Source organism: Agarilytica rhodophyticola (assembly GCF_002157225.2).
GTDB lineage: Bacteria > Pseudomonadota > Gammaproteobacteria > Pseudomonadales > Cellvibrionaceae > Agarilytica > Agarilytica rhodophyticola.
The window spans coordinates 3,649,347-3,668,501 of record NZ_CP020038.1 but is presented as its reverse complement, the minus strand read 5'-3'; the positions used below and the strand labels follow the sequence as shown (position 1 = coordinate 3,668,501).

18 protein-coding genes are annotated in these 19,155 nt (G+C 42.0%); 7 read left to right on the top strand and 11 right to left on the bottom strand.

What is annotated here, in order from left to right:
• The first annotated feature begins 38 nt into the window (after positions 1 to 38).
• On the top strand, positions 39 to 545 hold the full coding sequence (locus tag BVC89_RS15290; protein ID WP_086932027.1) for a response regulator: 507 nt from the start codon (positions 39 to 41) through the stop codon (positions 543 to 545).
• A 19-nt stretch (positions 546 to 564) separates the two neighbouring features.
• Complete coding sequence (locus tag BVC89_RS15285; protein WP_086932026.1) at positions 565 to 1,068, top strand: response regulator; 504 nt, start codon at positions 565 to 567, stop codon at positions 1,066 to 1,068.
• Between the two features lie 14 nt (positions 1,069 to 1,082).
• On the opposite strand, the gene BVC89_RS15280 is transcribed toward BVC89_RS15285, so the two are convergent.
• The 3 genes from BVC89_RS15280 to BVC89_RS15270 all read right to left on the bottom strand — a co-directional run bounded on the left by BVC89_RS15280 (position 1,083) and on the right by BVC89_RS15270 (position 4,005).
• Positions 1,083 to 2,192: a phospholipase A gene (locus BVC89_RS15280; protein ID WP_216824985.1), complete on the bottom strand. Its 1,110-nt coding sequence runs from the start codon at positions 2,190 to 2,192 to the stop codon at positions 1,083 to 1,085.
• A 147-nt stretch (positions 2,193 to 2,339) separates the two neighbouring features.
• Positions 2,340 to 2,801 carry a MarR family winged helix-turn-helix transcriptional regulator gene (locus BVC89_RS15275; protein WP_086932025.1) on the bottom strand — a complete coding sequence of 154 codons (462 nt, stop codon included), beginning with the start codon at positions 2,799 to 2,801 and terminating at the stop codon, positions 2,340 to 2,342.
• A 241-nt stretch (positions 2,802 to 3,042) separates the two neighbouring features.
• The gene (locus BVC89_RS15270; RefSeq protein ID WP_086932024.1) at positions 3,043 to 4,005 is read right to left on the bottom strand and encodes an MBL fold metallo-hydrolase; all 963 of its coding nucleotides are present in this window, start codon (positions 4,003 to 4,005) and stop codon (positions 3,043 to 3,045) included.
• 207 nt (positions 4,006 to 4,212) lie between these two features.
• Between BVC89_RS15270 and BVC89_RS15265 the strand changes: the two genes are divergently transcribed.
• Genes BVC89_RS15265 through fahA form a run of 4 tightly spaced genes read left to right on the top strand, consistent with a single transcriptional unit; the run spans position 4,213 to position 8,797 of the window.
• Positions 4,213 to 5,910 (top strand): FAD-dependent oxidoreductase, encoded by a 1,698-nt coding sequence (locus BVC89_RS15265; protein ID WP_086932023.1) that lies wholly within the window; start codon positions 4,213 to 4,215, stop codon positions 5,908 to 5,910.
• Complete coding sequence (locus tag BVC89_RS15260) at positions 5,907 to 6,098, top strand: DUF2783 domain-containing protein (RefSeq protein WP_086932022.1); 192 nt, start codon at positions 5,907 to 5,909, stop codon at positions 6,096 to 6,098. Before BVC89_RS15265 ends, BVC89_RS15260 begins: the two co-directional genes overlap by 4 nt.
• Before the next feature lie 39 nt (positions 6,099 to 6,137).
• Positions 6,138 to 7,436 carry a homogentisate 1,2-dioxygenase gene (hmgA, locus tag BVC89_RS15255; RefSeq protein WP_086932021.1) on the top strand — a complete coding sequence of 433 codons (1,299 nt, stop codon included), beginning with the start codon at positions 6,138 to 6,140 and terminating at the stop codon, positions 7,434 to 7,436.
• 29 nt (positions 7,437 to 7,465) lie between these two features.
• Positions 7,466 to 8,797, top strand: coding sequence for a fumarylacetoacetase (gene fahA, locus BVC89_RS15250; protein WP_086932020.1), 1,332 nt, complete (start codon positions 7,466 to 7,468; stop codon positions 8,795 to 8,797).
• Between the two features lie 8 nt (positions 8,798 to 8,805).
• On the opposite strand, the gene BVC89_RS15245 is transcribed toward fahA, so the two are convergent.
• From BVC89_RS15245 to BVC89_RS15230, 4 genes are read right to left on the bottom strand one after another with little or no spacing between them, the layout of a single operon-like run.
• Entirely contained in the window at positions 8,806 to 9,057 is a 252-nt protein-coding gene (locus BVC89_RS15245) for an HP1242/YdcH family protein (protein WP_086932019.1), read from the bottom strand.
• 47 nt (positions 9,058 to 9,104) lie between these two features.
• The gene (locus tag BVC89_RS15240; protein ID WP_086932018.1) at positions 9,105 to 10,958 is read right to left on the bottom strand and encodes a monovalent cation:proton antiporter-2 (CPA2) family protein; all 1,854 of its coding nucleotides are present in this window, start codon (positions 10,956 to 10,958) and stop codon (positions 9,105 to 9,107) included.
• Position 10,959: 1 nt separating this feature from the next.
• Positions 10,960 to 11,568, bottom strand: a complete 609-nt coding sequence (locus BVC89_RS15235; protein ID WP_086932017.1) for an NAD(P)H-dependent oxidoreductase — start codon at positions 11,566 to 11,568, stop codon at positions 10,960 to 10,962.
• 13 nt (positions 11,569 to 11,581) lie between these two features.
• Complete coding sequence (locus tag BVC89_RS15230; protein ID WP_086932016.1) at positions 11,582 to 12,361, bottom strand: CmcJ/NvfI family oxidoreductase; 780 nt, start codon at positions 12,359 to 12,361, stop codon at positions 11,582 to 11,584.
• Positions 12,362 to 12,515: 154 nt separating this feature from the next.
• Here BVC89_RS15230 and BVC89_RS15225 point away from each other — a divergent pair, with 154 nt between their 5' ends.
• Positions 12,516 to 13,415 carry a LysR substrate-binding domain-containing protein gene (locus BVC89_RS15225; protein WP_086932015.1) on the top strand — a complete coding sequence of 300 codons (900 nt, stop codon included), beginning with the start codon at positions 12,516 to 12,518 and terminating at the stop codon, positions 13,413 to 13,415.
• 79 nt (positions 13,416 to 13,494) lie between these two features.
• Here the strand turns inward: BVC89_RS15225 and BVC89_RS15220 are convergent, their stop codons facing one another.
• From BVC89_RS15220 to BVC89_RS15205, 4 genes are all read right to left on the bottom strand, one after another.
• A complete protein-coding gene (locus BVC89_RS15220) occupies positions 13,495 to 14,487 on the bottom strand; it encodes an AraC-like ligand-binding domain-containing protein (RefSeq protein WP_086932014.1) in 993 nt (330 codons plus the stop codon).
• 53 nt (positions 14,488 to 14,540) lie between these two features.
• A complete protein-coding gene (locus BVC89_RS15215) occupies positions 14,541 to 15,551 on the bottom strand; it encodes a phenylacetaldoxime dehydratase family protein (RefSeq protein ID WP_086932013.1) in 1,011 nt (336 codons plus the stop codon).
• Between the two features lie 31 nt (positions 15,552 to 15,582).
• The gene (locus tag BVC89_RS15210) at positions 15,583 to 16,584 is read right to left on the bottom strand and encodes a carbon-nitrogen hydrolase family protein (RefSeq protein WP_086932012.1); all 1,002 of its coding nucleotides are present in this window, start codon (positions 16,582 to 16,584) and stop codon (positions 15,583 to 15,585) included.
• 91 nt (positions 16,585 to 16,675) lie between these two features.
• Positions 16,676 to 19,090: a TonB-dependent receptor gene (locus BVC89_RS15205; RefSeq protein ID WP_086932011.1), complete on the bottom strand. Its 2,415-nt coding sequence runs from the start codon at positions 19,088 to 19,090 to the stop codon at positions 16,676 to 16,678.
• Positions 19,091 to 19,155: the final 65 nt, after the last annotated feature.

The window sequence follows — 19,155 nt, the reverse complement described above, 5'->3', positions numbered from 1 at the left end:
AATACACACACATCTCTATTACATAACGGGTCAATATTATGGATAACAAAACGATATTATTTGTCGACGATGAGCGATCGGTACTAAAGGCCATAAAACGGGTATTTATTCGCGAACCATGTAATATTTTAATTGCAGAAAGTGGTGAGGAAGGTCTTACATTACTTGAGAAGGAGCAAGTTCACCTAGTGGTATCAGATCAACGGATGCCAAAAATGAGTGGCTCTGCATTCTTAAAAACTGTTCGTGATCTTTACCCTCATACTATCCGCATCATTATGTCAGGGTATGCGGATATTTCTGCTGTTATCGAAGGGGTAAATCAAGCACATATCAGTCACTTTTTAACAAAACCATGGGAAACCGAGGATTTAAAAAAAGCGGTTATGCACTATCTTGCAATCGCGCCAGAATCTGGTGCGGCGTTATGCAGTGATCAAATTCAAGACGCCCAGCATTGTGACTATTACCGCGACTTACAAACTATTATTTACGAGCAGAAGCAAGAGATCGAGTCATTGCGATCAAAGCTAGAAAAACAGTAATCACTTTTGGAGAAAATATATGTTACTGGACAGGGATCAAGAAATTACTTCTTCTATCCTATTGGTGGATGACGAAGCCAGTGTTTTAAAATCACTTACTCGATTACTAAAGCAGAAGTCTTATACCGTTGAAACTGCACAAAATGGAGAAGCGGGTCTCACGATGTTAAGAAATAAACATTTTGATCTCGTGGTTTGTGATATGCAAATGCCCTATATGAACGGTGCTAAATTCTTAGGTAAAGCAAAGCTTCTGTCTCCGCACACGGCGCAAATTTTATTAACAGGTGAAGCAACTCTTGAAGATACTATTGCTGCAATCAATCAAGGACAGGTACAAGCATACGTGAGTAAACCTTGGGACAGTGATAAATTAATACGTACAATTGAGCTTGCTTTATATGCGCAGCAATTAGAGCTGGAGAAAAAAGAATTGCAGCAACTTACACAGAAGGATAATAGAAAACTGCTAAAACTCAATCATCAATTGCAGGCTCAACTCGCAACCAAAAACAAAAGTTAGCAAGCGTGAATACCTTAAAGTATGTTGGTTAAAGCAAAACCAAGTCCAATACGGGTTTGTCGGTAATTATAATCAATTAAACTTTCTCCATAGCCGTCAAATACAGTAGCATAACCTCTCACCTTACGCCACAGCGGGAAGGTAAAGCCCAGTTCTATCGCACCTTTGTGGGTGGCAAAATTTTGCCTGCTGTTAAAAAACAGTTCGCAATTGTTCCATTTATAGGCGCCACCCAATTCAAAATGTCCCATAAAATCGGTAATATCAGGGTTGTCGTCACCATCAGAATCTAGTGGGAATTCCTTTTCATCTTCTGGAATTCGCCACCAGGGTTGAAAGTGAAATGCAGCATTATCAACTTCATATAAAAAGTTTGCGTAAATACGATTCCAACTACGGGAAAGTAATTGGTCGCGACCATTAGATTGATGTTCTATGCCAAAACTTACCCCTGTGTTACCACCGTAGGGATGCCAATCAAGGGGCATGAGATAAAATATTTCTGGACGATAATTAGTTTCTCTAAAGGGCTTGGATATATTATCTGAGTAAACTTGCCACCAGGCTTCTAAGGTAAATGCAAAATATAACGCATCCCCTTCGACATAGAGGTCTTCAGCGGTGAGAGGAATTTTAACACTGAGCTGAAATTTTGCTTCCACATCGTCGAGATTTTCTTCATAACCTTCCAAGCTTGCAAATGGCTCAGTGTTAATCCGGTTTGTACTCTGGACAGGTAAAACATAATTTAATCGATGAGGGGTTATCACGTAAGGGTTTAATTCTGTTTGTTTTTCCTGTTTCATTCTTGCAGAGATCACACCATCTCGATTTGCTTTACCGGACAGGCCTTCATACGGTCCATCATGTTTAGGGGTACTTAGTGATTTCTGCCCAATTTTATCGTCTTGTCTATTTTTCTCTTGATCGCTATCTCCAGCATGCTCATCCAAGCAATGTTTGCGTAATTGTTCAATTGTTGCGCTGGAATCTGCCGTTTCAATTCTTTCTAATAGGCACTTCTGTGCCGCCACTGTTAATTTTTGAGCAGACGATGTCGTCGAATAAAAACTTAGAATCAATAATGCAATGGTAATATTAAGGGTCGTCCACGTACTTAACATAGGGTCAATGAACCTTTAAATAATTAAGGGAAGCAAGAGTGGCGGCAGTGTAACACTTAGTCATGTTAACGAAAGTGATATTAGAAAGGTTTTACTAAGATTATGCTTAATTTATCAAAAGTTTTTTAAGGCTAGATTAGAATCCCCCTATTCCTTGCTCATGATTGCCACTTGGCTATCCAGTTTCTCAATAATTCTCATCAAATCTCGGTATTCACTGCTATCTAAGACGCTAATCAATTGCTTTTCCCAGTCTAACGCTCGCGGGGCTATTTTTTGGTATATTGCCCTTCCCTCCTCAGTCAACGAGAGATAACTGGCGCGATTATCTTTGTCATCTTTTTCTTTTAAAAGAAAGCCTTTATCCTCGAGTAACTTTACAGCTCGCGATACTTTAGATTTATCCATAAATGTCACCGAGCCGATATTTTTAGCATTGAGCCGCTCGTGTTCAGCTAGGCGAGCAAGTATGCGCCATTCTGGGATAGTGATATCAAAATCGTCTTTATAAATTTTGGAGCAAGCATTACTTATAGTGCTCGCTAAGTTTACCATTCGATAAGGCACGAACAAGTTAAGCATTACCTCGCGAGGGCTGTGTTCAGTCATCTTTTCTCATCGCCTTTACTGTTCTCAATGTATTCCCAAGTGACTCCCAATATACTCCAACAGTCCAACTGTTATCTATCTGAATAAACTATTATTGCTCATATTAGCTAATTCACATTACTTACTGGACGTTGGTTATTCCACACATTTACACCACTTAAACAAGTAATGTAAGTGTGTCAGAAGCATTATAAGTGCCCTTAAGTCATCATGTCTTGCGTTAGGCGATATGAATGGGCAGTTAGTCCTGCAACTTATCCCACACAGATTGATCTCGTTCGTCGGTCCAAATTCGCGGCCAATCGATACCATCAAACTCATCCCATAAACGCTGGACGTCAAAAGGCAGACAGTGTTCAAAAATAGGCCATTGACCAAACTTGGGTGCTAACAACGCATGGGTTTGTGCAAAAGCTTCTTTTAGCGTGCCGCCGCTACGATGGACTTCACCTACCTTTTCGATCATGCCATTTAAAAAACCTCGGGTCTGTTCAATTGCTGCATCTACCTCTTGTTTTCCACGGGCAACCGCTCCACGACCGCCGACTAAGGTTTCAGCGCCATAGGATTTTACTTTATCCAACGTTTCTGAAGCCCAGTCGAAATGAAATGCATCACCGGTATAAAGTGCTGCAGCCGCTTCTACAAGGTCGCCACTGAACAGAATTTTTTGCTTCGGTAACCATGCGACAATGTCACCGGCGGTATGACCGCGACCACAGTATTCCAGTACTAAGCTACCGCGCTCCCCACCCAAGGGTATTTCCAGCCTATCGTTAAAAACAATATCTGGATGAGTTAAACCTGGAATACCATCCGGCTCTCTAAAGAGTCGTGGCATTCTGCCATATTCGCTAGCCCAGTCTTGCATACCTCTCTCGTCGATGAGCACTTTAGTCTTCTCATGAGCAATAACTGCATCAGCTTGGTAGGCCGAGGCGCCCAATACCCTCACAGCATGATAGTGAGATAACACCAGATATTTTACAGGCTTATCCGTATGTTGACGCAATAAATCAAGCCAGTCTTGAGCGGCTTTAGGAGTGGCTCGTGCTTCGAAAGCGATAATAAAGTCTTCAGCTTCAATAGCACCAACATTAGGATCGCCTTCTGCTGTTAAGGCATAAACACCGTCGGCAAGGATTTCTAAAGTCTCTGTTTTATCTCCAAGGTCAGCGGAGGATGCAAAAGGTTTTTTAGGCATGGGAACTTATCTCACTGTTATTAGCAAATATCGTTATTAGTTGACAGAATCGACCTCGATAATACCCTATTAAAATTCTTATGTGAAACCATTTTTTTACGTAAAAACGGTTGTATTTCGAATAAATGCTTGATTTATGCCGTTTAAATTGCTTATATTGATCTCAAATAAGAATATATTCCAATCTTTGGAGGTATCAAAAATACCATGCAAAATACCTATACCAACCCGGTTTATCCTTATGTTACGAGTGATGATTTTTATGCACAGTCTCCTACGCATCACTCGGTAGTTATTGTCGGTGCTGGGCCTGCTGGTATGGTGTTGGCCATCGACCTGGCGATTCAAGGAATACCTACTGTCGTGCTGGATGACAACAACACCGTCAGCGTCGGCTCGCGCGCGATATGTTTTGCTAAACGCACATTAGAAATTATGCAACGCTTAGGTTGTGGTCAGCGCATGGTGGATAAGGGTGTGACGTGGAGTCATGGTAAGGTATTTTTCAAAGACAAATTGATCTACGATTTCAATCTCCTTGCTGAAGCAGATCACCAACTTCCAGCATTCATTAATTTACAACAGTATTACTTTGAAGAGTTTCTGGTAGATCGCGCAATGGAGTTTGACATCATTGATTTGCGCTGGAAAAGTAAAGTTATCTCAGTAAATTCCACCACACATGGCAATGAAATAGAAGTTCAAACTCCCGATGGCAATTATCATTTAAGCTGTGATTATTTGATTGCGGCTGATGGAGCCAACAGTCAAGTAAGACGTATGCTCGGTTTACAAAGTAAAGGACAGGTATTCCAAGACCGCTTCCTCATTGCTGACGTGCTCATGAAAGCAGACTTTCCAACAGAACGTTGGTTTTGGTTCGATCCCCCCTTCCACGCAAATCAATCTGCCCTGCTTCACCGACAACCGGATAATGTTTGGCGAATAGACTTACAACTTGGCTGGGACGCTGATCCAGAATACGAAAAACAAGAACATGTTATCAGACCCAGAATTCAGGCGATGTTGGGCAAAGATGCAGAGTTTGATCTTGAGTGGGCGAGCGTCTATACCTTTCAATGCCGAAAAATGGATAATTTTATTCACAATAGAGTAATATTTGTTGGTGATTGTGCCCATCAAGTATCGCCGTTTGGTGCACGCGGAGCCAATGGCGCGCTCCAATCTGCAGAAAATCTCGTATGGAAGCTGGCAAGAGTAATTAAAGGGCGAGCGCCTACCACTCTATTAGACACATATAATATTGAACGCCAGCACGGAGCGCGGGAAAATATCCTTAACTCCACCAGAGCCACTGATTTTATTACTCCGAAAAATCATATCAGTCGTGTCTTTCGTGACGAAACGCTGCGTTTAGCAGAGCATCTCCCCTTTGCTCGTACCCTCGTTAATAGTGGACGTTTATCCCTACCCTGCCGTTACTCTGATTCACCACTTAATAGTGATGAAAATTATAGCCAAGGGAATCCAGTATTTAATACGACTTTAAGTGTTGGCACTGTGGCTAAAGACGCGCCGATACAACAGACCGGTAGTGACGATTGGTTAATTAACTATTTGGGAAATCAATTTACATTAATGATAAAAGTGAGTGAAGTCATAACCAATGACCTTTTACTTCAATTAAAGCCTTTATCGGCAATAGAAGATTTATCCATTTTAGTGATCAGTGATATCGCTCTGCCCGAATCCATTAATGCCCTTGCGACTGTGGTTCACGATCCCAAGAATCTAGTGACCAAGCGCTACGACTTACAACATGAAAGTGCTTATTTATTTAGGCCAGATCAAATTATTACTGCACGCTGGCGGCAAGTGTCCTCGGAAAAAATACATACAGCAATAAAAAAAGCACTTGGTTGTGAATTGGAGACTGCATCATGAAACTCAACACTGAACCTAATTTCACTGATCCCGATACATTTTATGCCACACTTACAGATTTGCATCGAGAATTAGAAAGTGAGCAAAGCACACGCGTTAATGCACGATTAATACTGCTACTGGCCAACCATATTGGGGATTTGGAAGTACTTAAAGAAGCGCTGGCGCTTGCAGGAGAAGTTGAATAATTCTTAATGAGCCCCGGGATTAAATACAAGAGAGTAAACATGTTTGACGTCAATACATTGAAATACTTGCACGGTTTTAACAATGAGCATGAATCGCAAGCCCTAGCAGGCGCTTTGCCGATAGGCCAATTTAATCCGCAGCGATGCCCCTACAATTTATACGCAGAGCAATTTAGCTCCACTGCATTTACCGCAGCAAGACATGCCAACAGACGCACTTGGATGTATCGTATCCGGCCATCTATTGCGATGGGCGATTTTCATCCGCTAGATAAAGGGTTAATTCGTACCGCCCCTATTACTGAAGTTCCTTGTCCTCCCAACGTTATGCGCTGGAATGCTCAGCCAATCGCTAACACTGATTTTATCGACGGACTGATCACTATCGCAGCCAACGGTGATGCTAAAACCCAAACAGGTATCGGTATTCATATATACACGGCAAATAAGAGTATGGAACAAAGATATTTTTATTGCGCTGATGGCGAGATGTTGTTTGTACCCCAGATGGGAGAATTGTTAGCGTATACCGAGCTTGGCATATTACATGTCAAGCCCGGAGAAATTATGGTTATTCCAAGAGGCATAAAATTTAAGATCGAACCTCTCGATGGGCCTATTCGCGGTTATATTTGTGAAAACTATGGTGCTCCCTATTGTTTACCTGAGCGTGGCCCTGTGGGTGCCAACGGTTATGCCAATCAACGGGATTTCCAATATCCTACTGCTTGGTACGAAGATAATGATCAAACATCTACTATTGTCGCAAAATTCTGCGGCGAACTTTACTATGCACAACAAGATCATTCACCTTTGGATGTTGTTGCCTGGGTGGGCAATAGCGCACCATATAAATATGAATTAAGCCGTTTTAACGTGATTAACACGGTAAGTTTTGATCATCCAGACCCATCTATTTTTACTGTCTTAAGCTCACCTTCAGATACTCCCGGAGTCGCTAATATAGATTTTGTTATTTTCCCACCTCGTTGGATGGTGGCAGAAAATACCTTTCGTCCTCCTTGGTATCACCGCAATATCATGAGCGAATTTATGGGCTTGATCCATGGTGTTTATGATGCTAAAGAAAAAGGTTTCGAGCCTGGTGGTATGAGTTTGCACAACTGTATGACACCTCATGGTCCCGAAGCTGAAGTATTTGAAAAAGCAACTCAAGCAAAGCTTGCGCCACATAAATACGAAGATACCCTAGCGTTTATGTTTGAATCGCGGTATGTCATCGCACCCACTGAATTAGCACTCAATACCCCTACCAGGCAAAAAGACTATCTTAATTGTTGGGGACAATTAAAAAAATATTTTGTAGCTCCGAATTAATTTGTCTCTATTAAAAAGGCTAATATGCTATGTTAGAAATCAATGAAACCCATGATATCAATTTAAACAGTTGGGTAAGTTCGGCCAACGAGCACAAAGATTTTCCTATTCAGAATCTTCCTTTTGCTATATTTAGAAGAAAAAATACAGAACAAGGGTGGCGAGGTGGTGTTGCGATTGGCGATAAAATTTTAGATCTGGCATTAATTAGTGCTGCCAACATATTCACCGGTGAAGCACAGCAGGCGGCAATGGCGGCAGCTCAGCCGACATTAAATGATTTGATGGATTTAGGTAAACAATCGAATTCTGCTCTGCGCCGTGCTTTATCCAAAGCTTTAACAAATGGCTCAGCATTAGCATCACACTTACACTCTATGTTGGTTGATCAAAAAGATGCTGAATATAATGTTCCTTGCACTGTGGGTGATTTCACAGATTTTTATACCTCTATTTATCATGCCACTGCGGTAGGAAAATTATTTAGACCGGATAATCCTCTGTTGCCTAATTATAAATGGATACCTATCGGTTATCATGGCCGTTCCTCGAGTATCGGCGTATCTGGTCAAAAATTTCCACGTCCTACAGGACAAATTAAAAGCCCTAATCGTACTATTCCTGAATTTTCTCCTTGCAAACGTCTTGATTACGAATTGGAAATGGGTTTATTTATTGGTAAAGGCACGAAACTAGGTGAAGTAATACATATAGATAATGCGGAAGATCATTTATTTGGTATTTGCTTATTGAACGATTGGTCCGCAAGAGATTTGCAAGCATGGGAATACCAACCACTCGGGCCTTTTCTTGCGAAAAATTTTGCCACAACAATCTCACCCTGGATTGTTACCACAGAGGCTCTGGCGCCCTTTCGTCACGCTTTTGCTCATCCCGAAGGAGATCCCGAACCTTTACCCTACTTAAATTCAACAAAAAATAGTGCCAGTGGTGGCTTTAACATTACCTTGGATTGTTTTCTAGAAACACAAAAAATGCGTGAAGAAAAAACTCCCATGGCAGCACTATCGCGATCCAATTTTAAGCATTCATATTGGACCGCAGCACAAATGATAAGCCATCACAGCAGCAATGGCTGCGCCATGCAAGCCGGCGATTTATTGGGTACAGGTACCCAGTCGGGCCCCGAGGAGCAGGAAGCGGGGTCGTTACTTGAATTAAGTAAAGGTGGTAAGGCGGCAATCACGCTACCCAATGGCGAAACACGCACATTTTTAGAAGACGGCGATACCGTAATTATGCGTGCATCCTGTGCAAAAAAAGGCGCGAAAACCATCGGCTTCGGTGAGGTCTCCGGTACGATTTTACCGTCTTTACCACAACCTACTTCTTCACAATAAAACGTACGTTAGCTATTATTTTTAGCCGCCATTAATCTTTTATAAAGCGAGTCTTTTAACACACTTCTATCGTGTTTTAAGGCATGCATCGCGTCGTCCTGGATAGGAGAATCCTGTAGTTCTAATTCGCGGATTTCTTTGTCTAAAGCATTGTAGCGCTTATTGTCTTCAAAAAATGTTGTGTCGGATTGATTGAGACGAGTAAGTGTCTCTTTCAATTCCGGGAAATCAATAACAATGGAATGGTCTTCACCTAACATACGTTTTCTCCTAATGGGCATATTTATTAACAATAAGCGCCCTATGCTTATTTATCTGGGTTCTTAGCGCTCCAAGCTTTATCTAGCTCATCGGTATGACTATTCATATCGGCGGCCATTAAATCTTCCAAGTCTGAATTGTGTTGCTGATACATAGAAATATAATTTTCTTCTTGCATACGTTCTTTATGAAGTTCTGGCATGAGTTCTTCATCTTTCTTCCTAAAGATACGCATTTGACGATGAGCATCGTAAGGGTCTATGCCCAGTTGCTTCATGGCATCTTGCCCTAATGCTAAGGCGCTGCCAAAAGTTTCTCTACGGATAGCTTCTATGTCTAAATCCATAAGCTCAAAGGCAGCCAATCTATCACTTGCATTTGCCACGATTTTTAAGTGAGGAAAATGTTTTTTTACGAGGGTAATCAGTTCACATGATTTTTCTACATCACTAAGTGTGATAACCAACACCTTTGCAATGTCGGCGCCCGCTGCTTTTAATAAATCCAGTCGAGTAATATCACCAAAATATACTTCATAACCCAATTTGCGCAGAACTTTTACATTCAATGGGTCATGATCAATAATAACAGGCTTAATACCAGAAGAAATTAGAAAACGCCCAAGGTCTGTGCCTAAACGACCAAATCCCGCTAAAATGATACTGTGGTCATCTCGGTGGATATCATCTGCCGAGCCTTGAGTCTGTTCGTTCTGCTCCTCATTTTTTACCAATTTGTCATAGACGATAAACACTAACGGTGTGAGAAACATGGAAATTGCCACAGCTGACACTAATGGCTCAATAGTTTCTGCGGGTAAAACCCCATGGCTTCTCGAAAATTGAAAAAGAACAAAAGCGAATTCTCCGCCTTGGGCGAGACCTAAAGAGAAAAATAAACGATCTTTTTTCTCCATTTTAAAGAAAAACCCAATGGCGAATAAAATGAGTGCTTTGCCTGCCATTAGCCCGACGACAATTCCAGTAATCGCCCCTATTTCACTCGTTATTAATGTGAAATTTAGGCTTGCGCCGATAGAAATAAAGAAAATACCTAAGAGTAAACCTTTAAAAGGTTCAATATCACTTTCAAGTTCATGCCGATATTCACTATCTGCTAGTACGACACCTGCCAAAAATGCGCCTAAGGCGGGAGACAGTCCCACCGTCATCATCAACAAAGAAATACCGACCACCAGCGAAAGTGCGGCAGCGACGAATATTTCTCGTACCTGGGTCGATGCTATTGTTCTAAAAATAGGTTTGCAGGCGAACTTACCCAAGAAAAATACAAATAAAATTGCAAGCAAGGTTGCACTAATTTGCATATATTTGGGCAAGGTGCTGAGGTCAAATAATACAGAGTCATGATGTCCTCCAGTTTCTATTGCCACTGTAGCCAATAGAGGCAGAGCTGCCAGCATAGGAATCACGGCGAGATCTTGAAAAAGTAAAACAGAAAAAATTGAGCGACCGGAAGCAGTGTTCATCACACCTTTTTCGCGCAATGTCTGCAAAACAATGGCAGTAGACGAGAGTGACAATATTAAACCGCAGGCAAGTGCCTGTTGCCAAGGGAGAAATATTGCTGCTACAACGCCAATAAGAATACTACAAAAAACAACCTGTGCTCCGCCGATACCCAATATTGGCATGCGCAATTGCCAAAGTAATGAGGGTTTAAGTTCTAGCCCTACTAAAAATAGCATCATTACCACACCAAATTCGGTAAAGTGCATAACCTCTTCGACATCGTGAATTAAGGAGATACCAAACGGGCCGATGACCATGCCAGCAATAAGATATCCCAGCACAGAACCGAGTCCTAATTTTTTCGCAACTGGTACTGCTATTGCAGCTGAAACCAAAAAGATAAATAACTGTAGAAGAAAGTTTTCCACTCTATTGTTCCTTAATCACAGAGTTTAGGTCACTATTGATAAATTCATGCTGTTGTACGAGGCTTAAATCACATGTGCCATCCCGTAAAGCAAGAATTAGACGACGATAGTTTGCAGAGTGAACCCTAAGCTGATCTTCAGGTAATCCCCGGTGAATACCTAAAATGGTAAAAGGAGGCAGCCAAGTGAGATTGCATAGTTTTGCTGTGGCGCGCATGGGAGAAGTAAGTTCTGCAATTGTGAACTCATTAAACCCTTCTTTATTGTAGGTACTGGCATCACCACCACCAGAAATAGCCAGCATAAAATGTTTACCCATTAAGGCTTTGCCTTGAGAGCCGTAGGCCCAGCCATGTTCCAACACCAGATCCATCCATTCCTTTACTATCGACGGAGAGGAATACCAGTAAAACGGAAATTGGAAAATAATAATATCGTGATCTTCACATAGCTTTTGCTCTCTTTTTACATCGATTAAAAAATCGGGATAATGTGAATAGAGATCATTGATTGTGACATTTTCGAGAGCATCAATCTGTTTTCGAAGCGTAGTATTTATTTTGGAGCGGGATCGCGCTGGATGCGCAAAATTAATCAGAATTTTTTTCACGGTATTGCCTAATTTAATAGCGAACCAAAGTTCGACTTTCCAGACTGGTTCTAATATCCTTACAGGCCTCTTCACCGGCTAAGTTAAGCGCACTATGAGCAATGGAAGAAAGCCCTTGATTATCGTAAATATTAAACACTGCCACTTCTTCTGGTGTCATTTCTGAAAGGTAAAACCATTGGTGTGATTGATTGGCAACCAACCCCATAATTTGGCCCACACGATCAGGATAAATAAGATCCAGTAGCAACCAGTCCTCTTGTTTAACACTGCTTGGCCGTACAAAACCAAGGGGTGCCGTATAAATAGGTTTGTTTAAGGGCCGCCATATATTGATAAAAGCATAATGACCTTGTTGCCACTGTTTGGCAGCCGCTTGGCCAACGAGGTCGATAAGTCGTTTGTGTGCGCCTTCTTTGCTGTAATCACTATGCACATTACGTGCAGGTTTGCGCCCTGAATTCGGGTCATCAATTCGTATTGTGTGATCAAAGATAATAACTTCTTGTACGCTAAGTTGCTGTTTTAAAAGTAATTGCAGTTCTTGATCATAGTCCTTTTGCCAAGTATTTGATGCATCAAATTCAACCACCTTGGTGGGACTATTAACAAACATCACACTATCTTCGATAAAGTTTACCGAGACAGCTTCATCTCTCACATCTTGAACTGCGACCTCTGTCGGCACCAAAATAGGGCTGCGCATTGCACCTTTTTCACCATTAACATCAATATGGTAGGCCTGTCTTTCAGGGCTGGTGACGTGATAATTAACGGTAGCATTCGTATGCACAAATATTTCCTCTAAGGCTTAGACAGTGCTGTTGTTAGGCGAACATACGCCCAGTATATATAGCGCATCTATATATTTCTGCCATCATAACAACTAAGAAAAAAAATAATAATATCGGTTGTTCAGAATTCATAATTCATATATTTTTGATAATATGGACATTCTATCCCTTAAACTGTTTTTACGCGTTGCTGAACTTGGTGTGCTATCAGGTGCGGCAAAAGATCTATCTCTTTCTGCTGCCAGTGCTAGTGCGCGCCTAGCGAAATTGGAAGAAGAAACGGGATTTAGATTATTCAATAGAACAACTCGTGCGATATCGTTGACCACCGACGGCGCCGCATTTTTACCTTATGCTCAACAGGCAATTGAAACTTTGGAAACTGGACTTAACACATCCAGTGGCGAACTCGCACAGCCCAAAGGATTGCTGCGGATTGCAATGTCAGGTTCTTTTGGTCGTATGCACATCATCCCTCATCTGGCAAAATTTCAAGAGCGCTATCCTTTTGTATCCCTTGATTTAAGATTATCTGATGAAATCGTCGATGTTATCGAGGGCGCATACGATTTAATAGTTCGCAATACGCCTTTAATCGACAGTAGTTTGGTTGCACGTAAATTAGCGGTAGATAAGCGTATACTAGTAGCAGCACCTAGCTATCTTAAAGCACATGGCATTCCCACCAAACCTGAGGATTTATTACAGCATAAATGTATTTGTTTAAGTGGTGATAATCGTTGGAAGTTTACTAATGAACAAATCGTTACAGTTGAGCGCACCTTCTCAGTGAATGATGGCGAAGCCATGCGCAGCATGCTTACAGCAGGCATGGCGATAGGCCCCAAATCCATATGGAATGCTTATAAATATTTAAAATCAGGGGAATTAGTTGAAGTACTTGCTGATTTTCCAATTCTTACCGAATCTTCCATATGGGCGTTATATCCCAGTAATCGTGTGGTTGCAACTAAAGTGCGGGTCATGATTGATTTCTTATTGGAATTGTTTCAACCCTCTCCTCCTTGGGAGTCGCTACCCTATAAAACTTAATTTAAGATTATTGAGATTAGCTTTTTATCTGCGTTGGTTTTCTATTAAAGCTAAGGGTTTACCTAAATTGGCTAGGCCTTTATCTAAATTGACTGGGGCTTTGTCCGAAGCGTTTTTTAAAGCAACGAGAAAAATGAGCGCCACTTGAAAACCCTACATTATAAGCAATTTTTTCAATGCTATAACCTTTGTAAGCGGGATCTTGCAGCAGTTTTAAACTTCGGCACAAACGCTTTTCCAGCACCAAAGAGTGCACACTATCGCTTTGTTCTTCGAATAATTTATTAAGATAACGGGGAGAAATACCTTGGGAATCGGCAATTAATTGATTGTTAAGCTCAGGGTTACACAAATTAACTTCAATATATTTATGTACTCTATTTTTAATGGACTCTTTAACAACAGAGTTTTTACCCACCTGTTCAAGCATAACCGAAGAACTAAATGCCATAGCAATCATATTCATTAGACTATTGGATAGTTCTTCATGAGTTTGCTTTATATTTCCCAATTCTTGGGCTAAAGATAAAATAAAATTTGTCAGAACAGCGCCAATTCCAGAAGCCCCAGACATTTGAATTGCCGTATACTGTTCTGGATTCATTAAATGCCGATTCAACACATCTTTCGGCATTTGAATAATTAGCTGATGGAATTTTTCTTTAAAAGATAAGGTATAAGGTTGTGTACTATCGTACATGGCAAAAGTGCCAGGGTTTAAAATAGCTTCACGGCCATTTTGTCGAATAATGGACTGCCTTGACAGTTGGAAGCTAATGAGGAAATCTGCTTCCGTGGCTTCGCCAATTTGCCGCTTAGAACGAGTAACAAAGTGAGGATCAGCAATCACTTCAGCAAATTTAAGGCCCGATATACTGGCACCACCGCGTAGCTCTGCCTGAAAATTCCTTGCTGAGCTTTTTGCTGAGGCTACCGAGGAGTTATTGAATTGTTCGCAATCCAGTTTTACAAACTCATCGCAAACAATATCATTCCAATATTCAAAATGTCGGCGTTGATCGCCCACATCTTCAACTTTTTTACAATAACCCTCGGAGATAAAAAAAGCCATAGCATAAAACCACAAGGTTTGAACCTTCGACATTCGCTGTTTACGTTACACTGCTATTGACTGTAATTCAATAACCCCGTGTTGTTATGGCAAGCAATATACTCAAACTCACATCCCTCTTTTGGCAACACGGTTACTTCATGCCACAGCTTTAACTTTAAGTTTTCACCAAAAGTACCCACCATACGCATAAAATTTTCTAAGATTGCAATGTGCGTAGGATGACTTTTTGCCCATTCCTCAAAAGCGTGAATATCGGATGCATATCCCAAGCCAAATGTTTGTGAGGTGTTATTCCATTTATTGGTATTATCGCTTTCTTTTAGGTCAACAAATCTAAGACAGTAACAACCACTATCCACAGGATTATCGCGCAGAAATTGCATGCCCTTTTTTAACACAGGGTGCACTTCCTCTAAATAGAATTTTTTTTGCTCGCCCTCACAATAAGACCAATTTTGCCCAGAGCGAATAACGCAAGTATTTTCAGGAGGTGTCACCACCACACGTTTACCTTTATCAGATACCACGGCTGGCATTTTTCGGTTCATATCGCGGCTATTTTTTAGATCATGATGATCAGAAAGTGCAATCCTATCACGCATTCCGCCGGGATAACCGTGCTCCTCAATGGGCCCAGTCAAGGTCTTCGCAACTGCACTGACACCATGAGGCTCAGTGCTTGAGTTTAATGTCTCAAAACGATCCAGAGGCATAGTAATAACTTCTCGCCAATAACCGACACCATCGTTACATCGCTGTGGATCAGACCACCACGTACAATGTTTTGGATTGGCCCACCAAGCGAGATATTCAGATTGTTGCCAATAACAAATATATAAATAATTTTTAACATCGGCTTGATCGGTGTACGCACCTTTTTCGATTCTGGCGGGAGGATTTTGACGGTATAACGCAGTTTCTGCCCAAGCATCTAATTTATCTGGAGAATCTGCTTGTATGGCAAAATAAGCGACCACCAAAGGATCGCTATTTTTATCCCATTGGGCACACCACGCAGGTGCTGGCGGCTGCCAATTGGGAGGCATATTATTTCTAGGCATATATTATCTCCTCAGCAAAATGCCAGCTAACTTATTGCTCATTCTGATGATCTTCAGCGACGTCTTCTGACTCTTCGAATTCTGTTGCAAAGAAATCTTCCACGGGTGATTGTGCCTCTCGGTTTAGCATAAGACGCACAACATCAGGTCTGGAATAATGGCCAACCGGGTCGGCAAATGATTTGGCAATAGCGATCGCACCTAAATCAATATCTGCGAATAAAATTCCTTCTTCATCATGAGCAAGGCGGTCACACATAGGGCTACCATCGGGAGCAAATATTTGTGCATAACCGCCACCGACACTAATTAATTCTGCTTGAGCCTCATTTTCCACAAGTACATCATACATTTCCTGGGATACGGTAGCGCAAGGTGCTAGAACATAGCACTGCCCTTCTAAAGCATATACTTGAGAGGCCGCTAAATTCGCTTCTGGGCCCAGAGAATATGCTTGCGGATAGGTGCTAAAAGATGGCCATGCTGCAATATGCACTTGTTCGTGCATACTAAACATCGCGTACTTGCTTAACGGTTGTATATGTTCCCAGCAGCATAGTTGCCCTACTCGCCCAAGGTCAGTATCGAATACACCGAAGTCACTGCCGTCGCCATCGCCATACACTGTTCTTTCCATATGTGTCGGCTTGAGCTTACGTCTATTCTGAATGAGCTCTCCTTGGTCGCTAAATAAAAACTGCGCCAGATACAAAGAACCATGGTCGCGCTCGCTAGCACCAAAAGATAAATAAATATTATTATCCTTCGCTGCTTGCGCCAAGCGATGAAATTGCTCGCTTCCTTTTACCAAACTATTTTCATGATACTGTTGGAAGAAGCGGACATTATGAGCCGTAGGTGACAACCAAATCCACCAGGGATATCCAGGAAACCAAGCTTCAGAAAAGGCTACTATGCGTGCTCCTTGTCGTGCCGCTTGTTCGATAAGACCTATGGCTTTTTCCACGCAGCCATCCAAATTCATAAATACTGGAGCAGCTTGAATAACCGCAGCTTTATATTGAATACTCATTTATTATCTCCAATTGAAACACCACTCATTTAATAACGGATTGACTACGATGCTTGATGATTTAATTCATCGCAGCCTAAGAATCTCTGTACTATTGGTTAAAGTAACGGAAAGTTAAATACCATTCTCGGGGACGAGAATAGGTGCCGTCGATAACACCCGCTCCCACTTGACGAAAGCCTGATACGATATAACGTTCGTCGGTTATATTTTTCGCCCCAAGTGCCACTTCCCAATTTTCATTACTCGGTCTGAATGTTAATGAGCCATTGAATGTACTTTGGCTATCAGCGATAAGCTCTGGGGTATTCTCGGCATCATTCGCCTGTTCACTGGTGTAAGCATAATCCACATGCCATTGCCATGAGCTTCCCGATTGCATAGACATAACATAATCAACAGAAAGGCTGGCTGATTCTTCTGGCGTGTTATTAAAAAGAAAGTCTTCCTGAACCTGAGCACCGGCTTCAAGCTCAGTATAACGAGCATCAATTAGGCCAATGGCACCACTTAGCGTCAATGCATCGGTTGCAACCCATATAAAATCGGCCTCTAGCCCTTCGATTTTAGACTTTCCTGCATTTTCGATAAATGGAGACAAGCCCCGCTGAACGGTGATTTGAAGATCATCATAGTCGGTCGAGAACAGGGCCATATTTAGGCGTAGCGTGTTATCAAACCACTGAGATTTTAAACCTACTTCGTAGGTGTCTGCTGTCTCTTCTTCAAATTCAGGCGCTTCGGTGATAGCCACCGTGGCCCTTGTTGTCCAGCCACCACTTTTAAAACCTTGGGAGAAAGATACGTAAGATAAAATATCTGGCGTAAACCTATACTCAAAGCCTAATTTTGCAGAAACGTTATCAAACGTTCGGTTATTTTCATCAGTGGGGAAATACAAGGTTAAATCGCTCGGATCTGGATGATCCTCTGGTGCCACTGCACCAGACTGGGACGCAAAGGCATTGAGATCTCTCTGCCCTCCGGTAAAGACCTTATCTTCATAGGTATAGCGCACACCGACAGTAGAACTAAATTTATCGGTGAAGCTGTAATTCAGTTGGCCAAATAATGCATAGGCATCATTGGTGAAATCATTAGGCCCAACAATCTGTACCAAACCCTCACCAAACACTACATTATCGGTAGAGTCCCCTTGCTCATGGAAGTAATAAAAACCGCCGACCCATTCCATTTTGCCATCAAATGATAAGCCGGTAAGTTGCAATTCTTGTGACCACTGCTGCTGCCTTATGGCAAAGGAAGTATCGTTGATAACAAGTGGCGAACCATCCACATCAGAACCAAAGCTACTGTCCAGTTCGCGATAAGCTGTGATTGATTTGAAATCCACATCATTAGATAAAGACCAATCTAATGTCGCCGATGTGCCCCACGAAGAGAGCTTGGAATAATTTGCTCCTCGCCCGTAAGTAGTATCAATATCATCAGTAATAAATTGATCATTATAGAGAAGTCTATCGTTGGTGTTGGTGCCATCGAGATTAACCCCACCTAATGCCGTGCCAACAACCGCGCGGTTGCTATCACAAAAGGGTGCTACAGCACCTGCTGGTGCAGAAATACAAGCATTATACAAAAAACCCAATAAACCATTATTAGGATCTGGCGCATCGGGGAATGTGCCGATTAACGTGTTAGGTGCAGAGGCTTCATCAGTATTGGAGCTATCAACGGAAAACAACACGCTGATGTCGCCGCCGTTGTCCCATAGCAGCTTACCGCGTAAGGTGTGATTATTTTCTCCGCCTTGGGTATCGTTAAAGGTTTCCTCTCCAGTACCGATAAAACGGCCTACGTCAGTAGTGAAGGTACCAGGGAAAGGAATACGACGATGATAGCCATCACGATTTTTCGAAGAAAAAGATAATTGTGAAAACAGGGAATCGCTTAGGGGAATATCAACCACGCCACGGAGGTCTTTTCTATTGTATTCACCAATGGTGATTTCACCCATATGTTGGAACGTATCCGATGGCTTGCGTGTGGTGATATTGAGCGCTCCACCAATAGTATTGCGGCCAAACAAAGTGCCTTGAGGCCCTTTCAATACCTCAATATTGTCAACATCAAGTAGGTCGACAACAGATCCTATCGCACGTGCATAAAACACTCCATCGATATAAACACCCACACCAGGCTCTAAGTTAAAAGCAAAGTCCGCCTGCCCAATACCGCGAATAAAAGCCCCAAGCACTTGCGTTGAACCACTAAAAGCAGAGGTATAATCCAGTTCCACATTGGGCAGTGAGGGGGCCAAATCAGTCACACTTGAAATACCTTTGCTCTGCAAGGATTCATTATTGAACGATTGAATGGCAATCGGCACATCCTGCAGGTTTTGCGCCCGCTTTTGTGCAGTGACGATCATCACCTCAAGCCCGGGTTTGTCTCCATCAGCGTTTTCTTGCCCATTCACGAGATGGCTCATTGTCATCGCTACCATTAAGGCTGATAGCTTGAAATTGATTCTTTTATTGTGCACCTTTCGTCCCCTACTTTTAGTTATATATTGGGGTCTATTGGCGATAAGTTGACCATTTACGACTA